Annotated in this window: 20 protein-coding genes and 3 pseudogenes; 16 read left to right on the top strand and 7 right to left on the bottom strand. The window is 32.9% G+C overall.

Annotated features, from left to right (window positions below):
* Positions 1-754 precede the first annotated feature (754 nt).
* The 3 genes and pseudogenes from ACP6PK_RS29585 to ACP6PK_RS29575 all read left to right on the top strand — a co-directional run.
* On the top strand, positions 755-1,720 hold the full coding sequence (locus ACP6PK_RS29585; RefSeq protein ID WP_426565072.1) for a pentapeptide repeat-containing protein: 966 nt from the start codon (positions 755-757) through the stop codon (positions 1,718-1,720).
* Positions 1,721-2,162: 442 nt separating this feature from the next.
* Positions 2,163-2,315, top strand: a complete 153-nt coding sequence (locus ACP6PK_RS29580) for a DUF29 family protein (protein WP_426565070.1) — start codon at positions 2,163-2,165, stop codon at positions 2,313-2,315.
* Between the two features lie 464 nt (positions 2,316-2,779).
* Positions 2,780-3,079 (top strand): annotated as a pseudogene (locus ACP6PK_RS29575) (DUF29 domain-containing protein); the annotation flags it as partial.
* A gap of 739 nt (positions 3,080-3,818) precedes the next feature.
* On the opposite strand, the gene ACP6PK_RS29570 reads toward ACP6PK_RS29575, so the two are convergent.
* Positions 3,819-3,941 carry a hypothetical protein gene (locus ACP6PK_RS29570; RefSeq protein WP_293110764.1) on the bottom strand — a complete coding sequence of 41 codons (123 nt, stop codon included), beginning with the start codon at positions 3,939-3,941 and terminating at the stop codon, positions 3,819-3,821.
* Positions 3,942-3,964: 23 nt separating this feature from the next.
* On the opposite strand from ACP6PK_RS29570, the gene ACP6PK_RS29565 reads away from it, so the two are divergent.
* A complete protein-coding gene (locus ACP6PK_RS29565) occupies positions 3,965-4,615 on the top strand; it encodes a DNA-3-methyladenine glycosylase (protein ID WP_426565068.1) in 651 nt (216 codons plus the stop codon).
* 147 nt (positions 4,616-4,762) lie between these two features.
* On the opposite strand, the gene ACP6PK_RS29560 is transcribed toward ACP6PK_RS29565, so the two are convergent.
* A complete protein-coding gene (locus tag ACP6PK_RS29560) occupies positions 4,763-4,897 on the bottom strand; it encodes a hypothetical protein (RefSeq protein ID WP_426565066.1) in 135 nt (44 codons plus the stop codon).
* 906 nt (positions 4,898-5,803) lie between these two features.
* On the opposite strand from ACP6PK_RS29560, the gene ACP6PK_RS29555 reads away from it, so the two are divergent.
* The gene (locus ACP6PK_RS29555; protein WP_426565064.1) at positions 5,804-6,640 is read left to right on the top strand and encodes a nuclease-related domain-containing protein; all 837 of its coding nucleotides are present in this window, start codon (positions 5,804-5,806) and stop codon (positions 6,638-6,640) included.
* A 7-nt stretch (positions 6,641-6,647) separates the two neighbouring features.
* Here the strand turns inward: ACP6PK_RS29555 and ACP6PK_RS29550 are convergent, their stop codons facing one another.
* Both ACP6PK_RS29550 and ACP6PK_RS29545 read right to left on the bottom strand, forming a co-directional pair.
* The gene (locus ACP6PK_RS29550; protein WP_426565062.1) at positions 6,648-6,803 is read right to left on the bottom strand and encodes a hypothetical protein; all 156 of its coding nucleotides are present in this window, start codon (positions 6,801-6,803) and stop codon (positions 6,648-6,650) included.
* A gap of 59 nt (positions 6,804-6,862) precedes the next feature.
* On the bottom strand, positions 6,863-8,149 hold the full coding sequence (locus ACP6PK_RS29545) for a Glu/Leu/Phe/Val family dehydrogenase (protein ID WP_426565060.1): 1,287 nt from the start codon (positions 8,147-8,149) through the stop codon (positions 6,863-6,865).
* A 568-nt stretch (positions 8,150-8,717) separates the two neighbouring features.
* Here ACP6PK_RS29545 and ACP6PK_RS29540 point away from each other — a divergent pair.
* On the top strand, positions 8,718-9,281 hold the full coding sequence (locus ACP6PK_RS29540) for a DUF4126 domain-containing protein (protein WP_426565058.1): 564 nt from the start codon (positions 8,718-8,720) through the stop codon (positions 9,279-9,281).
* Positions 9,282-9,677: 396 nt separating this feature from the next.
* Here ACP6PK_RS29540 and hemH read toward each other — a convergent pair whose 3' ends face one another.
* The gene (hemH, locus tag ACP6PK_RS29535) at positions 9,678-10,841 is read right to left on the bottom strand and encodes a ferrochelatase (RefSeq protein WP_426565056.1); all 1,164 of its coding nucleotides are present in this window, start codon (positions 10,839-10,841) and stop codon (positions 9,678-9,680) included.
* Positions 10,842-11,039: 198 nt separating this feature from the next.
* Here hemH and ACP6PK_RS29530 point away from each other — a divergent pair, with 198 nt between their 5' ends.
* Together ACP6PK_RS29530 and ACP6PK_RS29525 are read left to right on the top strand one after the other, a co-directional pair.
* Positions 11,040-11,678: a class I SAM-dependent methyltransferase gene (locus tag ACP6PK_RS29530; RefSeq protein WP_426565054.1), complete on the top strand. Its 639-nt coding sequence runs from the start codon at positions 11,040-11,042 to the stop codon at positions 11,676-11,678.
* Between the two features lie 134 nt (positions 11,679-11,812).
* A complete protein-coding gene (locus ACP6PK_RS29525; protein WP_426565052.1) occupies positions 11,813-11,953 on the top strand; it encodes a hypothetical protein in 141 nt (46 codons plus the stop codon).
* A gap of 248 nt (positions 11,954-12,201) precedes the next feature.
* Here the strand turns inward: ACP6PK_RS29525 and ACP6PK_RS29520 are convergent.
* Positions 12,202-13,246, bottom strand: a pseudogene (locus ACP6PK_RS29520) (IS630 family transposase).
* Between the two features lie 153 nt (positions 13,247-13,399).
* Positions 13,400-13,576 (bottom strand): hypothetical protein, encoded by a 177-nt coding sequence (locus ACP6PK_RS29515; RefSeq protein WP_426565050.1) that lies wholly within the window; start codon positions 13,574-13,576, stop codon positions 13,400-13,402.
* A gap of 113 nt (positions 13,577-13,689) precedes the next feature.
* Between ACP6PK_RS29515 and ACP6PK_RS29510 the strand changes: the two genes are divergently transcribed.
* The 8 genes and pseudogenes from ACP6PK_RS29510 (at position 13,690) to ACP6PK_RS29475 (ending at position 21,440) form a co-directional block, all read left to right on the top strand.
* Positions 13,690-13,884 (top strand): helicase-related protein, encoded by a 195-nt coding sequence (locus ACP6PK_RS29510; RefSeq protein ID WP_094678677.1) that lies wholly within the window; start codon positions 13,690-13,692, stop codon positions 13,882-13,884.
* Between the two features lie 140 nt (positions 13,885-14,024).
* Positions 14,025-14,336, top strand: a complete 312-nt coding sequence (locus ACP6PK_RS29505; RefSeq protein ID WP_426565048.1) for a hypothetical protein — start codon at positions 14,025-14,027, stop codon at positions 14,334-14,336.
* 169 nt (positions 14,337-14,505) lie between these two features.
* The gene (locus tag ACP6PK_RS29500; protein WP_426565046.1) at positions 14,506-14,697 is read left to right on the top strand and encodes a hypothetical protein; all 192 of its coding nucleotides are present in this window, start codon (positions 14,506-14,508) and stop codon (positions 14,695-14,697) included.
* A gap of 607 nt (positions 14,698-15,304) precedes the next feature.
* Complete coding sequence (locus ACP6PK_RS29495) at positions 15,305-16,453, top strand: saccharopine dehydrogenase family protein (protein WP_426565044.1); 1,149 nt, start codon at positions 15,305-15,307, stop codon at positions 16,451-16,453.
* A 595-nt stretch (positions 16,454-17,048) separates the two neighbouring features.
* Positions 17,049-17,312: a hypothetical protein gene (locus ACP6PK_RS29490; RefSeq protein ID WP_426565042.1), complete on the top strand. Its 264-nt coding sequence runs from the start codon at positions 17,049-17,051 to the stop codon at positions 17,310-17,312.
* 42 nt (positions 17,313-17,354) lie between these two features.
* Positions 17,355-17,819 (top strand): annotated as a pseudogene (locus ACP6PK_RS29485) (PD-(D/E)XK nuclease family protein); the annotation flags it as partial.
* Positions 17,820-18,533: 714 nt separating this feature from the next.
* A complete protein-coding gene (locus ACP6PK_RS29480) occupies positions 18,534-20,441 on the top strand; it encodes an AAA domain-containing protein (protein ID WP_426565074.1) in 1,908 nt (635 codons plus the stop codon).
* Between the two features lie 144 nt (positions 20,442-20,585).
* Positions 20,586-21,440, top strand: coding sequence for an AAA domain-containing protein (locus tag ACP6PK_RS29475; protein WP_426565040.1), 855 nt, complete (start codon positions 20,586-20,588; stop codon positions 21,438-21,440).
* Positions 21,441-21,508: the final 68 nt, after the last annotated feature.

The raw sequence follows: 21,508 nt of genomic DNA, 5'->3' as shown, positions 1-21,508 counted from the left end.
TCCCTGACTGAAGAATCCCGCGCTCTCCCGTAGGGGAGCGTCGGGAGTATGTCAAAGAGGAGTTGAAGTGCTATAGAAATCCTATTTTAGTTGTAATATTTTCGTGGTAGTTAGGAGTCAACCCACCCCTAACCCCTCCAGGGAGGGGAAGTCAGGAGTCAGGAGTCAGAATTTTCTCAGAATTTTAGAGGTTTTCAGCTCAAATTAACTATTATAAAAATTTTCACAACCAATGCGCGGATTGCTATATAATTACAACTTCAAAAAAGAGTGGTGCAAAAAGTACATCTCAATTTCTTCCTTACTTCTTCCTCCTTACTTCTTCCTTACTTCTACTTTAAAAAAAGAATGGTGCAAAAAGTGCATCTCAATTTCCTTCTTACTTCTTCCTTCTTCCTTCTTTCTTACTTCTACGGAGAAAAAAAATTATGAATAGCAATGAATTAATCCAAGCTGCATCTCAATTTCCTTCTTACTTCTTCCTCCTTACCGAATAATTAATAATTAAATAATTCGCGCCTTGAAGCCTCCCCTTGGATAGGGAAAAAAAGTGCTAGGATATTTCCTCATCTTCAATTCCGTAACGGTTTTAACCAGAGGTAATTATCAATTATCCCTTATCAATTATCAATTATTGAATTCTTCCTTACTTCTACTTTAAAAAAAGAATGGTGCAAAAAGGTGCATCTCAATTTATTACTTACTTCTTCCTTCTTCCTTCTTTCCTCTTCCTTACTTCTACGGAGAAAAAATTATGGATAGCAATGAATTAATCCAACGTTATCAAGCTGGAGAAAGAGATTTTTCTGGTGTGGAATTTGAATATATTGAATTAAGCAATATTTCTCTAGAAGAAATCAACTTAGGCAACTGCAACCTGAGCAGAGCAAAATTACAAAATGTCAACTTAAATAATGCTAATTTAAGTAATGCTCAGTTAATTAGTACGGAAGTAGAAAATACTACTTTTAGAAATGCTAATCTTAGTCATGTCAACTTAGAAGGAATAAGCTGGCAAAATATAGATTTAAGTAATGCAGATTTAACAGATACAAATTATGACCATAGCACTATACAAAATTCTAATTTAACTAATGCTAACTTAACTGAAATAGATGGATTTAAATCAACTTTTTTAGATTGTAATTTGACTGCTGCAAATATTAGTCATGCTCAATTAAGTGAAGTTAATTTTGATAATTGTAATTTGAGTAATATTAATTTAAGTCATACAACTTTTTATGATGTTTACATTGAGGGTTCAAATTTAAGTAATGCTGACTTCAGTAATGCTCATATTAAAGCAATGTCCGGTTGGAGCGAAGCAAACTATACTGATGTGAATTTTCAAGATGCTCTTTATTTAGATCCAGAAGATTTGCCACCAGATATTGAGCTTGACGAAGCAGGATTAATGTTTATTGGTCCTGAAACAGATTTGAGTGGTAAAGATTTAAGAAATGTAGATTTATCTGAATCTGAATTATATTCAGCTAACTTGAGCAATGCTAATTTAAGTGGTGCAAATTTAAGTGAAGCAGACTTGAGCGATACAAATTTTACTAATGCTCATTTAGAAAATACTGACTTAAGTGATGCAGATTTAACTAATGCTAATCTCAGTAATGCTAATCTCAATAATGCTAACTTAGATGGCGCAATTTTTGAGAATACAATTATGCCAGATGGCAGTATTAGAAGTGATGAAGAAGAAGAATGAATATTCTAGAAAAGAGGGAGTAGCTAGGGAGGTTGCATACAACCTCCCTAAAGAAAAAAAATCCTTTTAGCTAATCCCTTTATTACAGAAGAGGTAATTATTAATTGTTAATTATTAATTATTGAAGTATTTTTGAGTCTTAAACACTACCTATCTATAACGTTATAGTTTTTTAACCCTATGTAACTCTATATATAGTGTTTTTGCGTAAGTTCTGTTTTATTATTAGAAATGTCTAAATATATTATAGCGCTACGCATTAAGGTGTTTGACATTTCTAAATCCTGTTAGCGGAGCTTTTCCCTATACGAAAAACCCTTTATGAGTATACTATTCCCTATTCCCGATTCAAGTAGCGCTATAATAGTTAGTTATTTGCTCAAAATACCTTTAAAATCTAACTTTTGACTTTCATAAAACTGAATTACCTCGTGAGATAATTATGAATAAATTACGAGAAACAATATCCCCAAATCTTTACGATATAGATTTTTTATTATGGGTAGAAACAATTGCCAATTTATTGAGAGTAGGAAAATTTACAGAAATAGATATTCCTAATTTAATCGAAGAAATAGAAAGTATTTTTCATTAATTGATAATTGATAATTGATAATTACCTCTCCCTTTTACAGCGCTTTTCAGTTGAGTAAACCACAAAACTTTTGTAGGAGTCAGGAGTCGTAGGGGCTTGCTGGCCATGTGCTAACGCAAAGCTCCGCTTTATATGTCGCTCCGCGTTTTTCATGTCGGCTCAAGCGCCGTTAGCGGAGCTTTGCGCTAGCAAAACGGAGTTGTGCGATAGCAAAACGCCCGTACAGAACTCAGGAGGCAAAGGCTAGTTTCAAAGCTCTACATCCTCAAGTTGCAACCGAATACAAGTCTTGGATTATGCCCCCAGTGCAAATCGACTGTGGTTTATCCATTTGAAAACTGCTGTAGGGAGAGGATTGACAAGCTAAGGAAAAAATTTATTTTTTTTTCCCTTGAAAGGGGAGGCTTTTAACCTCAATTATTTAATTAATAATTAATAATTATTAATTACCCGGTAAGAGTAAAAAACGAGAGCTAAAAAGTCGTTTAATTATTCTATTGATGCACTTGCTTAAGTGGAAATATCAGCCATAAAAAAGAACGGAAAGCTGGAAAAATACTATTATCGAACAGCGAATTTATCTAGAATTACTATTAGAATATATTCCTAGTCTTAAACCACTTTGATCATAAATATTTGGTAAATTCTATCAAAAAAGTAGGCTAAAAGCAGCTAACGAAACAGGGATTAAAGTTGATATTTTTCCAGAACAATCTCCCTTTACTTTTGTAGAAAATATCAATTTTGAATATTTACCTGATTGACAAATATTTAGATTAATCTAGTAGTTTATATGTAAGCATTCAGCTATCAGCTATTGATTTTAGTTTTAGATAAAAAAGCTTTATTATTTGAGGTTATTTCAGTATTGGTTCTTATCGTCGAAACGAAACAGAAATTAAAGTTGATATTTTTCCAGAACAATTTCCCTTTACTTTTGCAGAAACTCTCGATTTTGAATATTTACCTAATTGAGAAATATTTAGATTAATCTAGTAGTTTATATTATCTCCCGATAATTAGTTATTATCAGTCCGCAGCGACTGGAACGGACTGGAAGGTTTGCGGAGCATTCCGGAACGGATAGCAATCTCAGGGATTGTGCAAGATTACTTCCTATCCTCGCAATGACAATAACTCAAGCGATCGAATAATTAATAATTAATAGTTAATAATTAATAATTAGGAATTGATATTCAATTAATTATTCATTCAACAATTCACGCCTTGAAGCTTCACTTTGGATAGGGGATAAATCAAAAATTTTCCTTTTAGTCAATCCTATCCGTTTTAAGAAGGGGTAATTATTAATTATTAATTATATCGGCTGTCGCAGACATGAAAATTGTTAATTGCTGAAAGTATTCGTAGCAATCTTTTTGGCAAATAATATAATTTAACATAAAAAAAATTTCTTGGATAGACAAATGTTCTACCCAAGAAGTAAATTATTAAAAATTGAAAAAATCAAAGATTTGAGCGACAATGCTCAAGATTACCTACTTAGTGAGCAGAACCATTTCCGTGATAATCATCAGTATCATAAAATCCATTTTGTGTACCAAAGAACAGACAACCAATAGTAAACAAAACAGTTAATCCCACTAGAATTAATTTGATATCCATAATTGCAGATTCTCCTTTAAAGAATGAATTTTACTCAAACAAATGAGATTATAGACAATACTTGGCTAAAACGCTCGTCCCCTGAAGTTGCCCCAGAATTAATAGGTTGTACCTTGGTGCGACGAATATCCGATGACCAAATTATCCGCACCACAATAGTAGAAACTGAAGCTTATGCACCAGGAGACCCTGCTTGTCACGGTTATCGTAGTCGTACCCCACGAAATGCTGTGATGTTTGGCCCTCCAGGAATGAGCTATGTTTTCCTTATTTACGGGATGTACCACTGTCTGAATATTGTGACAGATGTAGATGGGGTGCCTAGTGTTGTCTTAATTCGAGCTTTACAATTAGAGTCTGTACCAGATTGGTTATCGGAGAATATTCCAAAACAAAAATCAAAATCTAAAATTTCTCGTTTGGCTGCCGGACCTGGTAAACTTTGTCGTCTACTTAATATAGACCTGAATTTGAATGGTTTGCCGTTACAAGTGGGGCAACCTATATGGTTGGAACATAGAGCGCTACAATTTCAGGAAGATTTGCAAATAGTACAAACAACTCGTATTGGCATTACAAAAGGAACTGATTTACCTTGGCGCTGGTATTTAGCTGACTGCGATGCGGTGTCGAAGTACGAGGAGTCAGGAGTCAGGAGTCAGGAGTCAGAATAATAGGACTTAAGCAAATACCATGTATGTAGCGTTTAAAACTATAACGTTATAGTTTTTTGACTCTATATATAGTACATTTGCCTAAGTCTTGATAATTTAGTTGCTGTAGTTATTTTGACTTGAATTTTAAATAGGAGAACTCAGGAGTCAAGAATTAGTAGTATCTTTACTAACCCAGATAATACCATTTCTCAAAAACTTTTCTACATTTTGTTGAGTAGGGGAGTAGGGGAGTAGGTAGGGACGTTTAGCGTTCCGCACAACTCCGTTTTGCTGGCGCAAAGCTTTCCTATCGGAATGCTCCGCAAACGCTTTATATGTCGCGTTTGCGTTAGCATTCCGTAGGAAAGCGAAACGGCTAAGAGCCGACATGAAAAACGCTGGGCGACATGAAACGCATTTTTGCCTGTGCAACGTCCGTACAGAGAAGTAAACATAATAATAATCAATATTAAATTACTAGACAGTGCAAAGTTCCTAGAATAGCTATTGCTAGCAATGGCTATCAGCGGTTCCAAAGTTAGAAACCTGTATTCACTATTATATATGCTCTAAGTTTTTACCAATAATACTTTCAGTTAGACAAGTAAATCGTTTTTTAGAAGAACTTTGTACTCTCCAGTAAATTAGCTACAACTAGCAAAACAATGATTTTAGATGTACTAATTAGGGCTTGCTGATTAAATCTTAAAGATTGACAGATAAAGGTTTTATGCTTTTTAGATCGGAAAAAAGTACCTAGTTTTCAGCTCTTTATACTCAAAAAGTTAGGATTTTGGGGAAGAGTTAAGCAAAAAAATTACTCCCCTACACTCCTTTACTCCCCTGCTCCTTAAAAAAGACTTTTAAAAAATTACTCCCCTACACTCCTCTATTCCTTAAAAAAGACTTTTTCAGCAAAACCTAATTAATTAATAACCGAAGTATTGCCCAAGTATAGTATTAATGGAAGTGAATTGGTACAAGATAGAAAGCACAATGGAGAGAGAGATTTTGAATACCTTTTTATCACCGAATTTATGAAGAAATTAAAATCAGTAAATCCTCTGACTTAACTATTTTTTTTAATACTCCTAAAACCTATTTATTTTTAGTAAAATTACTCTTGTGGATTCAAAATCAAATTAGTAAGATTGTATCAGATTGTTTTCAAATCATAGTCGTCGATAAAATCATTGAATAGAAAGTATGAGAATTATCAAACAATCTCCATTGCTACAGCAGACTTTTCAAGCAAAAATTCAGGATAAAATCTCAGATAGAAAGGAGCAAGTAAAAGAATCTCTAGGAGGAGGTTTCTTTGGAGAAATTGGTGCTAGTTTTTTTCAATTTCAACAAATTCATAATCAAATCAAAGGTAATTTAGGTGAAAATTTTCTATCTTTTCTTCTAATGTCACTGCCCGATAGTTGGGTAATGTTTAAAAATGCGTTGATTCCGATTAAATCAAAAAAACTTACAGAAATTGACCTTTTAATTATTGGTAATAGGGGTATTTTTTTAGTAGAAGTAAAAACTTGGAAAGGTTCATTTACTGCTTATGAAGATAAATGGAAAAGACGAGAAGGAATTAGGTGGATATCTGTAGAAAATAGCCCGACTTCTCAAAGTTTATATCACAAAAAAATGTTTCAGCAGTGGGTTATGCCTCAAATTTCTGGTTTCCCAGAAGGTTTTGTATTTGCTCCTGTTGTTTTTCCTGTAGCAAAATGGATTGGCATAACTAATTGTTCTGTTCCTGTATTGCAAGGTTTTCAAGAATTAACAGAAATGTTGAAACAATCTCCAGAATGTTTAACAAATGAACAAGTTTTAATAATTAGTAAATTAGTTGAGAATTGTGAAATTTTAGATTCTCCAGAAAAATCTCCAAAAACTTCTTCAAAACCAAAACTTATTTTAGAATCTCCAGAAAAATCTCCAAAACCTTCTCCAAAACCAAAACTTATTTTAGATTCTTCAGAAAAGTCTGCAAAACCTTCTTCAAAACCAAAACCTATTTTACGAAAGTGTCTTCATCAATAATTATTAATTAATAACGAGCTTTTTCTTGATTAATTGCAACAGCTAAATCTAGATTATCTTTGAGAATAAGAGTTAAAATTTTACTACATTCGACTTTGGTCTCCAAATCCCTTTGGCTTGGGTTTGGATTTGGAGACCAAACCCCTACAGTTTTTTCCCACATCCTGTTCTTTTTAACAATTAATAATTATTAATTGTTAATTATTAATTATTAATTATTTACTACCCTTTGGCATAAAAAGCTCTAGTTCCCTTAGCATTAATTGCCTCTCCCAATCTATTTAAACCATGCACATAAGCAGCAGTTCGGATAGAAATAGATAACTCTTGAGATATTTGCCAAATCTTTTCTGTTTCTACTACCATTTTTTCTTTTAATTTTTGATTAACCTCATCCAAAGTCCAATACAAACCACTGCGATTTTGTACCCACTCAAAATAACTTACTGTCACACCACCAGCATTAATCAAAATATCAGGAAATACATGAATTCCACGCTCTTCTAAAACTCTATCTGCAGCAGAATTAATCGGACCATTTGCTGCTTCAAAGATAAATTTTGCCTTAATATCTTTGACATTTTCTTCAGTAATTTGATTCTCCAAAGCAGCAGGAACTAAAATATCAACATCCAAAGCTAAAAGTTCTTCATTAGTCAAAACTTTATGCTCAACAATATTACAAACAGTACCCTTACAATAAACAGCTTGAATACCCTTATTAGACTCCTTATATTGACGGATACTCGGAATATCTAAACCCTGTGAAGAATAAATACCTCCTTGAGAATCACTAACAGCAACTACCTTATAACCAGCTTGACAAAGTAACTCTGCTAAAACTGCTCCAACATTACCAAATCCTTGTACTGCTACTGTAGTTTTTTGTGGGATATATTTAAACTTCGGCATAATAGTTTGAATGGTAAAAAAAGCACCCATTGCCGTTGCCGTACTTCTCCCCAAACTACCACCAATAGTAACAGGTTTACCCGTAATAACTGCCGGACTTAATTGCCTTCTAATAATACTGTATTGATCCATCATCCAACCCATAATCATAGGGTTAGTGTACATATCAGGTGCGGGAATATCCACATCAGGACCAATAAAATCAGCGATTGCGTCAATATATCCCCGACTCAAACGTTCCAATTCCATCCGAGATAATTCTTTAGGATTAACAGTAATTCCCCCCTTCGCTCCACCAAAAGGCAAACTCACAACAGCACATTTAAAAGTCATCCAAAAAGCTAAAGATTTTACCTCATCAATAGACACATTGGGATGATAACGAATGCCACCTTTTGTTGGTCCTCTTGTATCATCATAACGAACTCGATAACCTTGAAAAACTCGTAATGAACCATCATCCATTCGGACAGGAATTGAAACTATTAAAGTCGCTTTAGGATATTTGAGGCGCTCTTTTGTATCTTCTGAAAGAGAGACATATTTTAAAGCTCTTTCTAACCTACGACTAGCATCATCAAACAAAGAATCTGACATAAATACCTATTGTTATAACTGAATTTATTTTTATATTTCGATCATAAATCTTTTGTCTTTTAATTGAGTGTAATAGTTAAAAAAAATTAATAAGATTTTATTTCAAAGCTGCACCGATAGGGACAGTTAGTTAAAAGTTGTTAAATTCTATATAAAATACAAAAAATTGTGCTAATTACCAATGGATAATTAATAATTAATCCACAGCATTTTAAAGCCTTTCCTTGATAATTGATAATTAGAGGAAGAATCTACCCATCTCCCTATTAATTTTTACTAGCAAACATTAATAAGATTAATTTTAAAAGATGTCTATTTGTTTATAGTAAATCACTCTACACTGCCCACATCTGCCACACTTCCCACAAACCCTAACCCTCTCACCCTACTCCCAATTTTCCTCAAAAACTATTATTATATAAGACTATCTAAATAAGTTATGCCTTCTACCTTTAAACCAAAATTTCTCTAGTCTACCTAAATCAAAACTGCTATAAATCTAGATTCCTCCTAGACACCACGAAAGAAAATATAGAATAGATAGTAATTATACTTTGTTTTGTACTTTATGGTAGAAGTCCTCGCCGCCTTGTCTGCATCAGCCGCAGCAGGTATTAGAATAGCACTACCCCTACTGCTCATAGGTTTATTGCAAAATGACCTATGGGCAAAAGTTCCTCTGCTTTCTCAAATATCTCCCCAAATTGTGGTAGGAATTTTAGTCAGTTGGTCTTTATTTGAAATCTTTGCCTCAAAACAACTATTAGGCCAACGCATTCTTAATTTAGTTCAACTCATATTTAGTCCAGTAGTAGGAACAATTATGAGTATGGCGATCGCTGAAGCTACTAATATAGAAGGTTGGTTAATTATTGTTATTGGAGTTGTAGGGGGTTTACTTGCTTTAGTATTGCAACTGGTTCAGGTGGGATGGTTTTTTCGGTGGCGCGGTTTACCAGTATGGATGCTCTTATCTCAAGACATTCTCTGCATTTGCCTCGTAGTTTTTGCCTTCGATGCACCGCAACAGGGAGGATTAATTGCCTTACTATTGTTATGGCTAGCTATCCGTAGTTATCAAGATTGGTACAGATGGTATAGCGCTACGGGCAAGTCAAAAGTTAAAAGTTAAAAGTTAAAAGTAATCCCTGACACTCGTTTGAGCATTTATAGATGTTCACACCCTTTGCTTCAACTACTATATCTAGGAAAGACAAAAACGAGGTAGTAGTATTGGTCTACAAACTTATGGCAGTAATTGTGATTGAGATTAATTAGAAGGAAGGGGCATCATCCGATGCCAAACGCCCCTATAATTAGGGATCTGCTGATTAAATATAAAAGCATTGACAGATCAAGGTAAAAGCATTTTTAGGTCTGGAAAAAGTACCTTGTTTTCAGCTCTTGATGCTGAAAAAGGAGCGTATTTCTAGCAATAATTGGGGCAAAAAATTACTCCCCTACTCCCCTACTCCCCTACTCCCCCGCTCCCCTACTCCTTCAAAAAGACTTTTTCACCAAACCCTATTTATAGTAAACCAGCCAAGTGTAAAGGGCCATGACCAGTAATTAACTCTAACAACAAAGCTATAAAACCAAGCATTGCCAAACGTCCATTCCAGACTTCTGCTGTGGTAGTTAACCCCCACTGCCATCTTTCTTGGGGATACATTTTGATAATTTTTTTCATTTGGATGGCATCAGAAAAATCACGACTTGGAGCATCTAAAGCTTCCATAACCAAATCTGCTAAATCATTGATAAATACTGGGTGAGTATTCAGAGCAGGTACTCGGTAAAAATTACTAATTCCAGCTTCTTCTGCCACCTCGCGATATTCCATATCAATTTCTTGGAGAGTCTCAATATGCTCAGAAACAAAACTAATAGGAACTACCAGTAAATCTTTTACCCCTTTATCTGCCAACTCTTGAATAGCTTCTTCAGTGTAAGGCTTCAACCATTCCACCGGACCGACCCGACTTTGATAAGCTAAAGTATGAGGGTTAGAGCGATTCAAAGCCTTCATAATCTTATCTACACAATCTTCAATTTCTGCCTGATAAGGGTCTCCTGCTTCTTCAACGTAGCTTACAGGTACACCATGGGCACTGAAAAATATATGTACTTGCTCTGAGTTTGGACAATGGTCTAACTCTTGAGCTATTAATTCTGCCATTGCCTGGATATATCCTGGTCGTTGATACCAAGAAGGAACAACAGTATATTCAGTTTTCTTTAATTCTGGGTCTTTTTGCCAAAGTTTATCAAGTAATCTAAAACTTGAACCGCTCGTGCTGATAGAATATTGAGGATATAATGGGAGAATTACTAACTTTTCTACTTGGTCGCGCTTAATTCTAGCCAGAGCTTCTTCTGTAAAAGGATGCCAGTAACGCATTCCTATATAAGTTTGAGCAGCTAATCCTTTTTCTTCTAACTGTTGTTGGATCGCCATAGCTTGTTGTTCTGTAATCGATCTTAATGGAGAGCCACCGCCAATTTCCTTATAATTTTCCTGAGACTTTTGAAAACGCATAGTGGAAATGAACCATGCCAAAGGTTTTTGTAGCCAAGGAAAGGGGAGACGAATAATTTCTGGGTCAGAAAATAAGTTGAAGAGAAATGGGCGCACATCTTCTAGTTGTTCAGGCCCACCTAAATTAAGTAATAATACTCCTACACGACTCATAGTGTTAATAAGGCTCCCATTTTAATATTTGTTACTAAATTTAACATATTTATATTTTTTTAATTATATTTTCTGAACAATGTAGAGTCAACTACTAGCGCAAATCTATATTTCTTTAAGTAATTAAGTATAAGTTTAATTTATACACTTATACATTTTCAACTTTTGACTTTTAATTTTTGACTTTTGACTTTAAAAATGGCAACAATTTTAAGAGACTGGAGCTATAAATATCAATGGTTGTATGACGGAATTTCCCGTTTAGCAGCTCTTACTGTTGGGGGAGAAACTAATTTTCGCCAACTAGCTTTACAGGGTTTAAACATTAACCAAAATACTGAGGTGCTTGACCTTTGTTGTGGTAGTGGTCAAGCAACTAATTTTCTAGTTCAACACTCCCAAAATGTTACAGGATTAGATGCTTCTCCACTATCAATAAATAGATCTAAAAAAAATGTACCATCGGCTCAATATGTTGAGGCATTTGCTGAGAATATGCCATTCTCAAATAATCAATTTGATTTAGTACATACCAGTGCTGCTTTACATGAGATGAATTCAGAACAATTAAGGCAAATTATTCAAGAAGTTTACCGAGTTCTGAAGCCTGGTGGAATTTTTACTTTTGTTGATTTTCATAGTCCGACTAATCCTTTATTTTTGCCGGGATTAGCAATATTTTTCTGGTTATTTGAAACAGAAACTTGCTGGAATTTTATCAATACAAATTTATTTGATTTATTACAGGAAGTAGGGTTTTATTTAGTTGATAGTGAATTAAATCAACCTGTTTTATATGTTGGTGGTAGTCTTCAGGTAGTTCAAGTTAAAAAATAAAATTTATTCCAGTAATAGGCTACAAAAAACTGTTTAATCTATCAGTTTATTGGAATTGGCTATAATCGACAAGTCAATGTGGAAGGAAACTGGGAAGAGTTAAAACAATATCCTAGAGGACAAAAGAATTTTCTTTGTCTTGGTTAAAAGGTTCAGTTTTGTCATTGAAAGGGAAAAAATTTGGTAATTATGAAGGATATCAAATGCAACCTTTTAGTAATGGAAGTGAAGATATTAGTTATGTAATTATTTCATCTGAACCATTAACAGAATAAATCGGAAATTGGTCAATGATTCTATTTCAAAATCTTTGCTTTTTCAATCATAACGGTGTAAAACCAAAAGTTGAGATTAAGCCTTTTGATATTGATTGAAAATTAAGTTTAATAGAATACTAAGACTTGGGTGAAGTACACAAAGTTGCTTCGCTCAAGTTTGCTTTTCCTGAAATTGACTAAATCAAGGAAAATTCCTACTTTCAAATTTACCGAAAAATAAAGGTATGAAGCATTCTATAGCAATCCTAAATTGGTTGTGGCAAAATTCCATACTCAAAAAGTTTTGGAAAATCGAAGATTTGACCATCCGCAAAAAACTTAAATAGCCACTTAACTACTTCAAAAGAATTGCAAAGATGATAAAATTGTCTGATGAAATTTTTGGCACTTTACCAAATATCTTCTTTATTGATTTTGCTCCGGAGCATTGGGAGCAAATTTTGTACAATTTATCAACCATTCATCCTCCGATATATCTTGATTAATTATCATCAAATATTCTTTAAATTCTTGAGAATTATGATAACTTGCTCCATCCCAAAATATCGCCAATCTTTTTCCCGGCCTTTTCTGCTGCAAATATTTAATAAATTCAATGGTATTTTCCGTATTTCCACTTCTTTTTTTCTTGCACAATAAATTCTTTGGTTTGGTAGTCGAAAGCTCCATAATAAGTCTGTCTTTCTCTCTCATTTTTAATGGGAATCTCTATTCTTTCATCTGTTCTTCCCCAAGCATAGCCTAATATATCTCCCCATAGGAGATGACATTCGTCAATCATAAACACTCTTGAAGCTTTCCAGCTTCTATTTCTGGTTGCCATTTAACCAATAATTCCTCTATTTCTTTTTTTTTGCTTTCACTAATTCATCATTTTTAGCGGGATTCTTTTTTTGAGTTTTTTTCCAACTTACTCCCGCCTCTTTAAGTAAATTATAATAACTTTGATTAGATTCAAAAAGTACATCATATTGCTTCTGTAAATAGTGCGCGTAAATCTGATAATCTTAGATAATCTTGTGCCCTTAACCACTCAATTATTTGCTCTTTTTCTTCGGATTTTAAGTAACCTTGTGTTCCAATACAATTGAAGCCTTAAACTTTCTACACCATGAAACAGTGCTTGGTTTTTCCATTCGCGATCTATACTGTGAGAAACATTTAATAATTCTTTGACTTCATGGTAATATTTTCGTATAGAAAATCATTTTAACCGCCAAGGCTCTTTTGATTTCTTTGGAGTATGAATGTTTGACTGATAAAATCATCTAGTTCATCTATAATGTTCATTTTTTGTCTTTTGACTGGATATGTTATTCTTACTATTATATCTGTTGCGACCTATGCGCGGATTGCTATATTTTAAGAGAAAAAAAGTGCTCTTGAATTTTCTGATATTCAATTCCGTTAAGGTTTTCCTTGAGGTAATTATCCATTAATAAATTATCTTGGATTTTGATTACTCAGCAAAATAATTCCGATTCCCATCAATATCCAAGTTCCTTCAAAACCAACATTAATCCGGTGAGTATTTTCTCTACTCAATAAATACTGAAATTCTCTATCTGACAATTTAAAAGCAGATTGTGCAAGTTTTTGATTTACTTGGGTTAAGCGCATAAAATCTAATGCTCCCCAATAGGTGGAGATACCAACAACGAAAATACCAATTGCTGTACCAAAGCGAAAGCGAAGAAAAGTTCAAGATGAAAGAAAGTAAAGAAATTTAATATATGATTAACCAATTTGCCCCTATTGCCAATAAAAAAACTAATCAATATTCAGAAACTTATGACATTTTTATTTCTACAGATACTCATGGTGTAGGTGTAAATATGCAAGATGCTTCAGTAGTAATTAACTACGATATTGACTGGATTACTATTAAACCAGCACAAAGAGCAGGGATAATTTTACCGAAAAATTAAGGTATAAAGCCTCTCCTTTCAGGGAGAAAAAAAGAAAAAATTTTCCTTTTAACCAATCCTCTTCTTTTCAAGAATAGGTAATTATTAATTATTAATTGTTAATTATTAATTATTGAAGCTTTTGGCATTTGCCTCGTACTGTGGAAATTTACACTTTTGTACCAACACTTACTAATCAATATCAAGTAAGTAGAATTAATTATGATTTAGTAGAAATTGAAAAGCGATGGAAAAATTTAATCTCTCGACATTACGAATCAAAAAAAGTAATTGATTTACCTGTTTTAACAACAGAGACTACTCAACAAGTAAATGTTTCAGAAATTGCATCTCAAGTCACAATTGAATCTGGAGAAATAGATTTGAATGCTCTGGCAAATTTAGAAGTTCCTAAAGGAGAAATTTCTCCTTATTATCAACATACTGCTAAACTGCAACTTAATCGAGATTAGGCTAAAACTTTGGCAGATGATTTAATTAGTAGTAAATTATCTTCAGATAAAGAACCTTTACTTTATATGTTACTGTTTCATCAAAACAAATATCATAGTATTTTTTACAATCCTAATACTAATAAATTAACTGAGCCTGAAATTGTCATAGTCTTAAATAAAATTGCTTGTGAGAAGTACCCCAACAGCTAATGTTAATTACGATGAAATAGAAGCTTTAAGCAATATCTGTCTAGAGCTTTGGTGTAAGAATAATCAAATTTCTCCAGATGATGTTGAGCGAATTTGCACATTGTATCTTAAACCAGAAAGTCAAGAGGATAATTTCACAGAATTACTATTGAAAAATCAATCCAGCTAATCAGTTAGAGACTGTTTGTCAAATAAGTATTAATAAACAAGTTTCACAACTAAATCTTAAAGCTTGAATAAGGTGATACCATTTTGAAAAAAATAATGCTACAAAAAGTGCATCTCGACAGAGATAGTTAAAAATAGCTGCTGAAATTCATTATAGACAGCTATAGCAATCCTCCGCATATTCGTGTCAAAAATCTTACTGCTTTTTAGGCAATAGATCATCTGGCAACAGACGGGAGTTTCAGTTTTTTTTATCTACTTTCAACCTATGCGCGGATTGCTATATATCTATCATTTTCCCTCTTTTATTCAATATTTATTCCTTTTTCCTTCTTCCTTCTTCCTTCTTCCCTCTTACTTGCTTCTACCATTTGTAATAAACATTGATAAAATTTGTATAAGGGATTGAAATAACTGTACAGGGGAGCAGGTATCAGTATTAATACTCCTAAAGTTATGGTGAATTTATTGATAACAAATAATTGTTTTTTGTCTATTCTCTATTCCCTGTTCTCTATCTTCTTTTTTTATAGTTCCTTTACAAACAACCTCTGAGACTGCTCAAAAATTAGGATACTTTTTATTCCATTACAATCAATTAACTAAACATGAAAAAGCAAGTTTTAATCATAGGTGGATATGGCAGAATTGGCAGTAGTGTTGCTAGAGACTTAGCAATTTATACCAATTCAGAAATTACTATTACCGGACGTAAACCAGAAGCAAATATCAAAGAAATTCCTGTTTCTAGAATTAGCTCTGGAGTTAAATATTTAGCTCTAGACTTAGCAGACAAAGAAAGAGTCAAAAATATAATTAATTCCTACAGCAAATCTTCTGGAAATTTAGTTATTCATTGTGCAGGTCCGTTTAATCATCGCGATGCTAATGTTTTGAAAAATTGCATCGAAGCTGGTATTAATTATATAGATGTTAGTGACTATCGAGGATTTACTCGTAAAGCTTTAGCATATTCTGAAGCTGCAAAAAAAGCAGGAGTTACTGCAATTATTAATACCGGAATATTTCCAGGAATTTCTAATAGTTTATCCCGTCAATCTGTAGAACAATTTGATGAACCAGAAGAGATACATTTAAGTTATGTAGTAGGTGGTTCCGGTGGCGCGGGAGTAACAGTTATGCGGACGACTTTTTTAGGTTTACAAAATCCTTTTGATGTCTGGATAAATGGTAAATGGCAATCTGTTAAACCTTATAGCGATCGCCAAGTTATTAAATTTCCATCTCCCTACGGAAAAATAGGAGTTTATTGGTTTGATATGCCAGAGTCTTTGACTTTACCTACTTCTTTTCCTGTGAAAACTGTAACTACAAAATTCGGCTCATTTCCCGACTTTTATAATCATCTGACTTGTATGACTGCTCATTTATTTCCTGTTAGTTGGTTAAAGAATTCAGGGGTAATAGAATTTTTGTCTCAAGTTAGTTATAAAATGACTCAAGTTACAGATAAATATAGTGGTACTGGTGTAGCAATTCAAGCAAAAGTTCTTGGTAAAAAGTCAGGGAAAAAAGCTGATTTTTGCTCGTCAATTATACATAAAGATACTGCAACTGTTACGGGTATTGGTGCTGGTGGTATTGCCGAATTAATTTTGTCTGGAAAATTGAATAAACCGGGTGTTTGGTCTGTGGAAAATAGTTTATCTACCGAATTATTTGAATGGGTAATGCAGAGTCGTGGTTTTGTGAAAAATGATGGTGAAAAGTCTGTGGTTTATCAGATAGAAAATTAAATATAGCAATCAGGAATCAGATATGAGAATTGAGGTGTATCTTAAAAGTAGAGAATATAGTAGTTATCTTAATTCATAAGATAAATTTTTTCCTTCTTATCTGTTCCCTATTCCCAGTTAAGTGTTCCTTCAAAGTCTTCAATATCTCATAACTAATACCAATTTCAGAAAATATTGCTACATTCACGACACACTTAACTGGGAACAGGGGGAAGAAAAACATAAATATTAAAGAGGGAAAAAGATTTGATTTCCAGAATTTATGGGATTTATATTTTTTTATTGTAGGAATAAATCAAAAATTAAGATGTAACTGCCTTTTTTGAAAATGGTATAATATCATATTGCTATAGCAATCCTATTTTATTTGTGGATAAAAATCTTACTGCTTTTAGGGAACAGGAAACAGGTAAGAGTTTCAGTTTTTTTTATCTACTTTTTGATTTGTCGCAACCTATTTAGGATTGCTATATATAGGTTGATAGTTATAATCATATAATAAGGAGTTGGTATAAATTGAGTTATGATTTATTATCGTAGATGTATTGCATTAGGCTGAAAATTAAAATATTCAATTAAATACTAAATTACGATAATGTCAACAAAAAAACTATCAGTTAGAGCTACCGATATTGCTGAATATATTCGTTATCAATCATGCGATAGCCGATTTAAGTTAAAATATTATGACTATGAACTTGCTAAAAAAGATATTCCTTTTTCTAACTTAATTTTTGCTACTTCTTTAGATCCAGTGTTGGAAGAGGAAGGTAGAAAAAGAGAGGATGAATGGGAAAATTCGCTGCAAAAAGATGGCTTTCTTGACTTAACTGAAATGAGTCATAACTCTGAACAATAAAATCAAGCAACTGAATGGAATGACTTTGTTGAAAAACTAAAAAATTTGCCAGAAAAACAAAAAGCTTATGGGCGAGAAATTTCTATAGAAGGAACTCTGAGAGAGTTGAATATTTATGGACAAATTGACTTTATAGTTTTGCTCTGGGAAAACGATGAACCAAAATTACGATTAGTTGAAAGTAAAGCATCTCGAAAAGACAGGACTTATCATCAAGTACAGGTTGCTTTATATCAGATATTGGTACGTCAGTTAATAATAAAAAATTCAATCAATATTTGTGGGATAAAACTAAAACCAGAAAATCTAGAATCTGTTGTGGTTCGGATTGATGAAAATACTAATAAAAGTCAGGATATTATCAAATCTCCAGCTTTAAATCTCGAAACAATAGAAGCTGATATTAATCGTCTTGTAGCATCTGATGGTATTTTAAAGTGGATAGTTGAAACTGATTTATCTGATTTAGATTATCAGCTAGACCAAAAATGTAGTGACTGTACATTAAGCGTTCATTGTTTAGCTGAAAGTGCTAGAGAAAAACGTTTAGAATTGTTAGGAATAGATTCATCAATTTTCAGGGTGTTGCATAAGGTAGGTGTTAACAATCTTGATGATTTATCTGAACTTAATTTAGAAGGAAATCAAGCTGCTGAAATTCAAAAAGATACAAGTTTTACAGAGAATTTAGAGTTACTTAAATTAAAAGCAAAAACCCGTAGAGGTAATCTTCCTGATGGAGATTCTAATCCAGATACTTATGAAGTAGAAGCACTGCCAAAATATTCAGGTCAAAGTCAACTTCCCGAACATATTATTAATGGGAAAAGTCTGATTCGAGTATATCTTACCGTTGAATATGATTATGTCGAAAATAGGATAGGCGCCCTAGCAGCTCATGTTACTAAAAGTCAGGGAAAATTAGATCCAAAATTTGAAAAAAACAAAGAGGGTAAATGGGAACCAGACCCGAAAATTAACGAGTATATAGAAGTAGGAAAAGATGAAAATAATCAACCTATTTCCCAAGAAAAAGAACTGGACTATAAAAATGATGTAATTGAGTTCAAACGTTCACCATGGGTAGGAGAATATAAAGAAGATAATGGCTCAGAAAAAGAGTTAATACAAATATTTTTATTAGAATTAGTAGATACTATCGCCGAAGTTGCAGAAACAGAAGAAGCTCCCATTCATTTTTATGTTTGGTCACGTCAAGAAATGACTCAACTGATAGAAGGTTGTTCCCGTGTTAGTTCTCAACTTCTAAGTCACTTAAGGGAATTACTTGGTTGTCGAGAAAGTTTAGAACAACTAATTTATTCTTGTCTTTATGATGAAGTAGATCGTCGTTATGCTTTAGGGTGGACAGGAAGAGATTTAGTAGTTGTAACTTCTCTTAAATGGTTTGGCAGACGTTATCATTGGCAACGAAAGATTAACGGAAAAATTGTTAATTTAGATAGAGCTTTTTCTCAAGATATATTTGACTTTAAAAATAATTTAGAGATAGAAAATAATAATCAATGGGCTACTTCAAAATCAAATACTGACAATATTAGTAAACATCCCTTTGAAGTTAGACTAAGATATTTTAATTCTTTTAGTGCAGCATATTGGCGTGCTTCTTGGCGAAAACTTCTTAACCCTAATCACCCAAATATTAAACTCAAATTAAAAAACTCTATTGAACGTTACAATGAAGCAAAAAAAACAAATTATTTAAAAGAATATTTTCGCGCTCGTACTCATGCTATTAGGTGGGTTGAAGAGGGAATTAGGTTGAAAAATTCAGACATAATAAAAAAATCTTTAACTATTGCCAATTTACCATATTTTAGTTTAGGTGTAGATAATGCTGCTCAAGCAGGAATAGATTTTCTCCGTTTAGACCAGCACGTTAAACTAACAGATTGGATTGCAAATAATTTAGTTCCACCTATCTATCGTATTTCTTCAGGAAGAACAATATCTATTAGAAATATAAAGTCCGATAATAATAAGTTAACAGCAGAAATTAATCTTGATGGATATAGTATTACTCCTGAACTTTTACAAGCTAATTGTACTATTGATGAAGGTTCTTTTGTTAGGCTTAGTCCTTGTTCTGAAAATCCATATCAAGGTCAAACAATTAATCAACTTTTGCGTGGTGGAAGTACCTGTATAGTAAATGAAATAAATTGGGAAACTAAACAGATAGAACTATCTCCTATTTTTAGCAAGTCTGATAGATATAAGTTATTCAGCAATTCTTATAGTAATATAAATCAAGAACAAATTTTTCCAAATGCTACCCTTGATGAAAGTCCGTCAGATTTTGTAGCTGGAAGAGTTGATGATAAATTACAGAATACTCAAGGAAATCATGTTTGTCGATGGTTAGCTCCAGAAAATCCTCAAATTCCACTACAAATTTCTCCTTCAGAACATGATTTAGAAAAATATCAAAATTTTCTTAATTCCTTGCCATTACAAAATAATAAAAAGCTAGATAATAAGCAAATAGAAGCAATAATAAATGGATTAAAAACTAGGATTCAACTTTTACAAGGTCCGCCAGGTACAGGTAAAACAGAAACAACGGCGATCGCTACTTTTTTAAGAATTTTGGCACGAAGTTCTTCTGGGGATATTGTTCTTATTACTGCCCATACTCATAAAGCTGTAGATGAATTACTATTACGTTTAGACAGCCTTTTACCTATTTTGCAAGAACACGCCACTAATTCTAGCCTTTCTTTACCATCAATTAAATTGAGTAAAGTGCATTCTACAGAAATTAAAATAACAGGAGGAAATATAGATGATTTTTCCGCAAAATCCTGTTTTAAGAAAATTAATGATTTACGAGGTAAAAAGAAAACCAACAAAACAACTCAATATAATTCTGTATTAGTTATAGGAGGAACAACTGGTTCAATTTTAAAGATGCTAGAAAAATTGGAAGAAGCAAAAACTTTTTATCAATCTTATCCCCAAGGTTTTCAAACAAAAACTCTTGTTGTTGATGAAGCAAGTATGATGGTATTTCCTCACTTTCTAGCATTAGCTACATTAGTCAAAAATGATGGTGAAATAATGTTAGCTGGAGACCATCGACAACTTACTCCTATTATTACCGAATAATTAATTATTAATTATTAATTAAATAATTGTGGTTTAAAGCCTCCCCTTGGATAGGGGAAAAAAAGAAATGATATTTCCCAATCTTCAATCCTCTCGGTTTTAACCAGAGGTAATTATCAATTATCCATTATCAATTATCAATTAATGAACCATGATTGGGAAAATGAAGACCGCCTTCCTGTAGTATCTTACCAACCTTACGTTAGTGCATATCAGGCTATTCAAAACTTAAAAGAAAACTCAGATACTCAAATTCCTGATGCAGCAATATTATGTTCAGCTTTGAATTTTAGCTTCCGTTTACCGCCAGTTATTCGCGAACTTATTGCCCGTCTTTATAGCAAGTTAGATAATATTCAATTACGAGGCAAAGAGAAAGATAAAAATATAGAAGAAAAGGAAATAAATGGAACTTGGGAAAAACTTTTACCAGGAAATAGAGGTCTTTATCTTGTTCTTCATTCTGAGCGTAAGTCAAGACGTAGTAATCAACTAGAAGTAGAAATAATTAAACAAATTATTGATGTAGGTGGAGAAATTCCTGATGGAAATATAGGAATTGTTACCCCACATCGTGCCCAAAGAACTTTACTTAAAACAGAGTTAGTAGATTATTATGAAAATTCTATTGATGTGATAGATACTGTAGAAAAATTCCAAGGTGGCGAACGTCCAAATATAATAGTTTCTGCTACAGCAAGCGACCCGTCTGCTATTAGTAAAAATGTAGAATTTATTCTCAATCTTAATCGCTCAAATGTAGCCTTTTCTAGAGTTCAAGAAAGGTTGATTGTTGTTTGTTCTAAAACTCTTTTAGATTATATTCCAGCAGAATTTGAACATTATGAAGAAACAATGTTGTGGAAATCTTTACGTTCCCAATGTTCACAACTTATTTTTACTGAAACTGTTAATGAACATAAAGTAGAAGTTTTTACACCTCCTTTAGAACAAATAAGTGAAAATTTAAACGAACAGGTAAAGCCTTTCAATAATTGATAATGGATAATGGATAATTGATAATGGATAATGGATAATTGATAATGGATAATGGATAATTGATAATG

Source organism: Dapis hubbardiae BLCC-M172 (genome assembly GCF_050016015.1).
Classification (GTDB): Bacteria; Cyanobacteriota; Cyanobacteriia; order Cyanobacteriales; family Microcoleaceae; genus Trichodesmium.
This window is presented reverse-complemented; position numbering and strand designations above follow the sequence as displayed.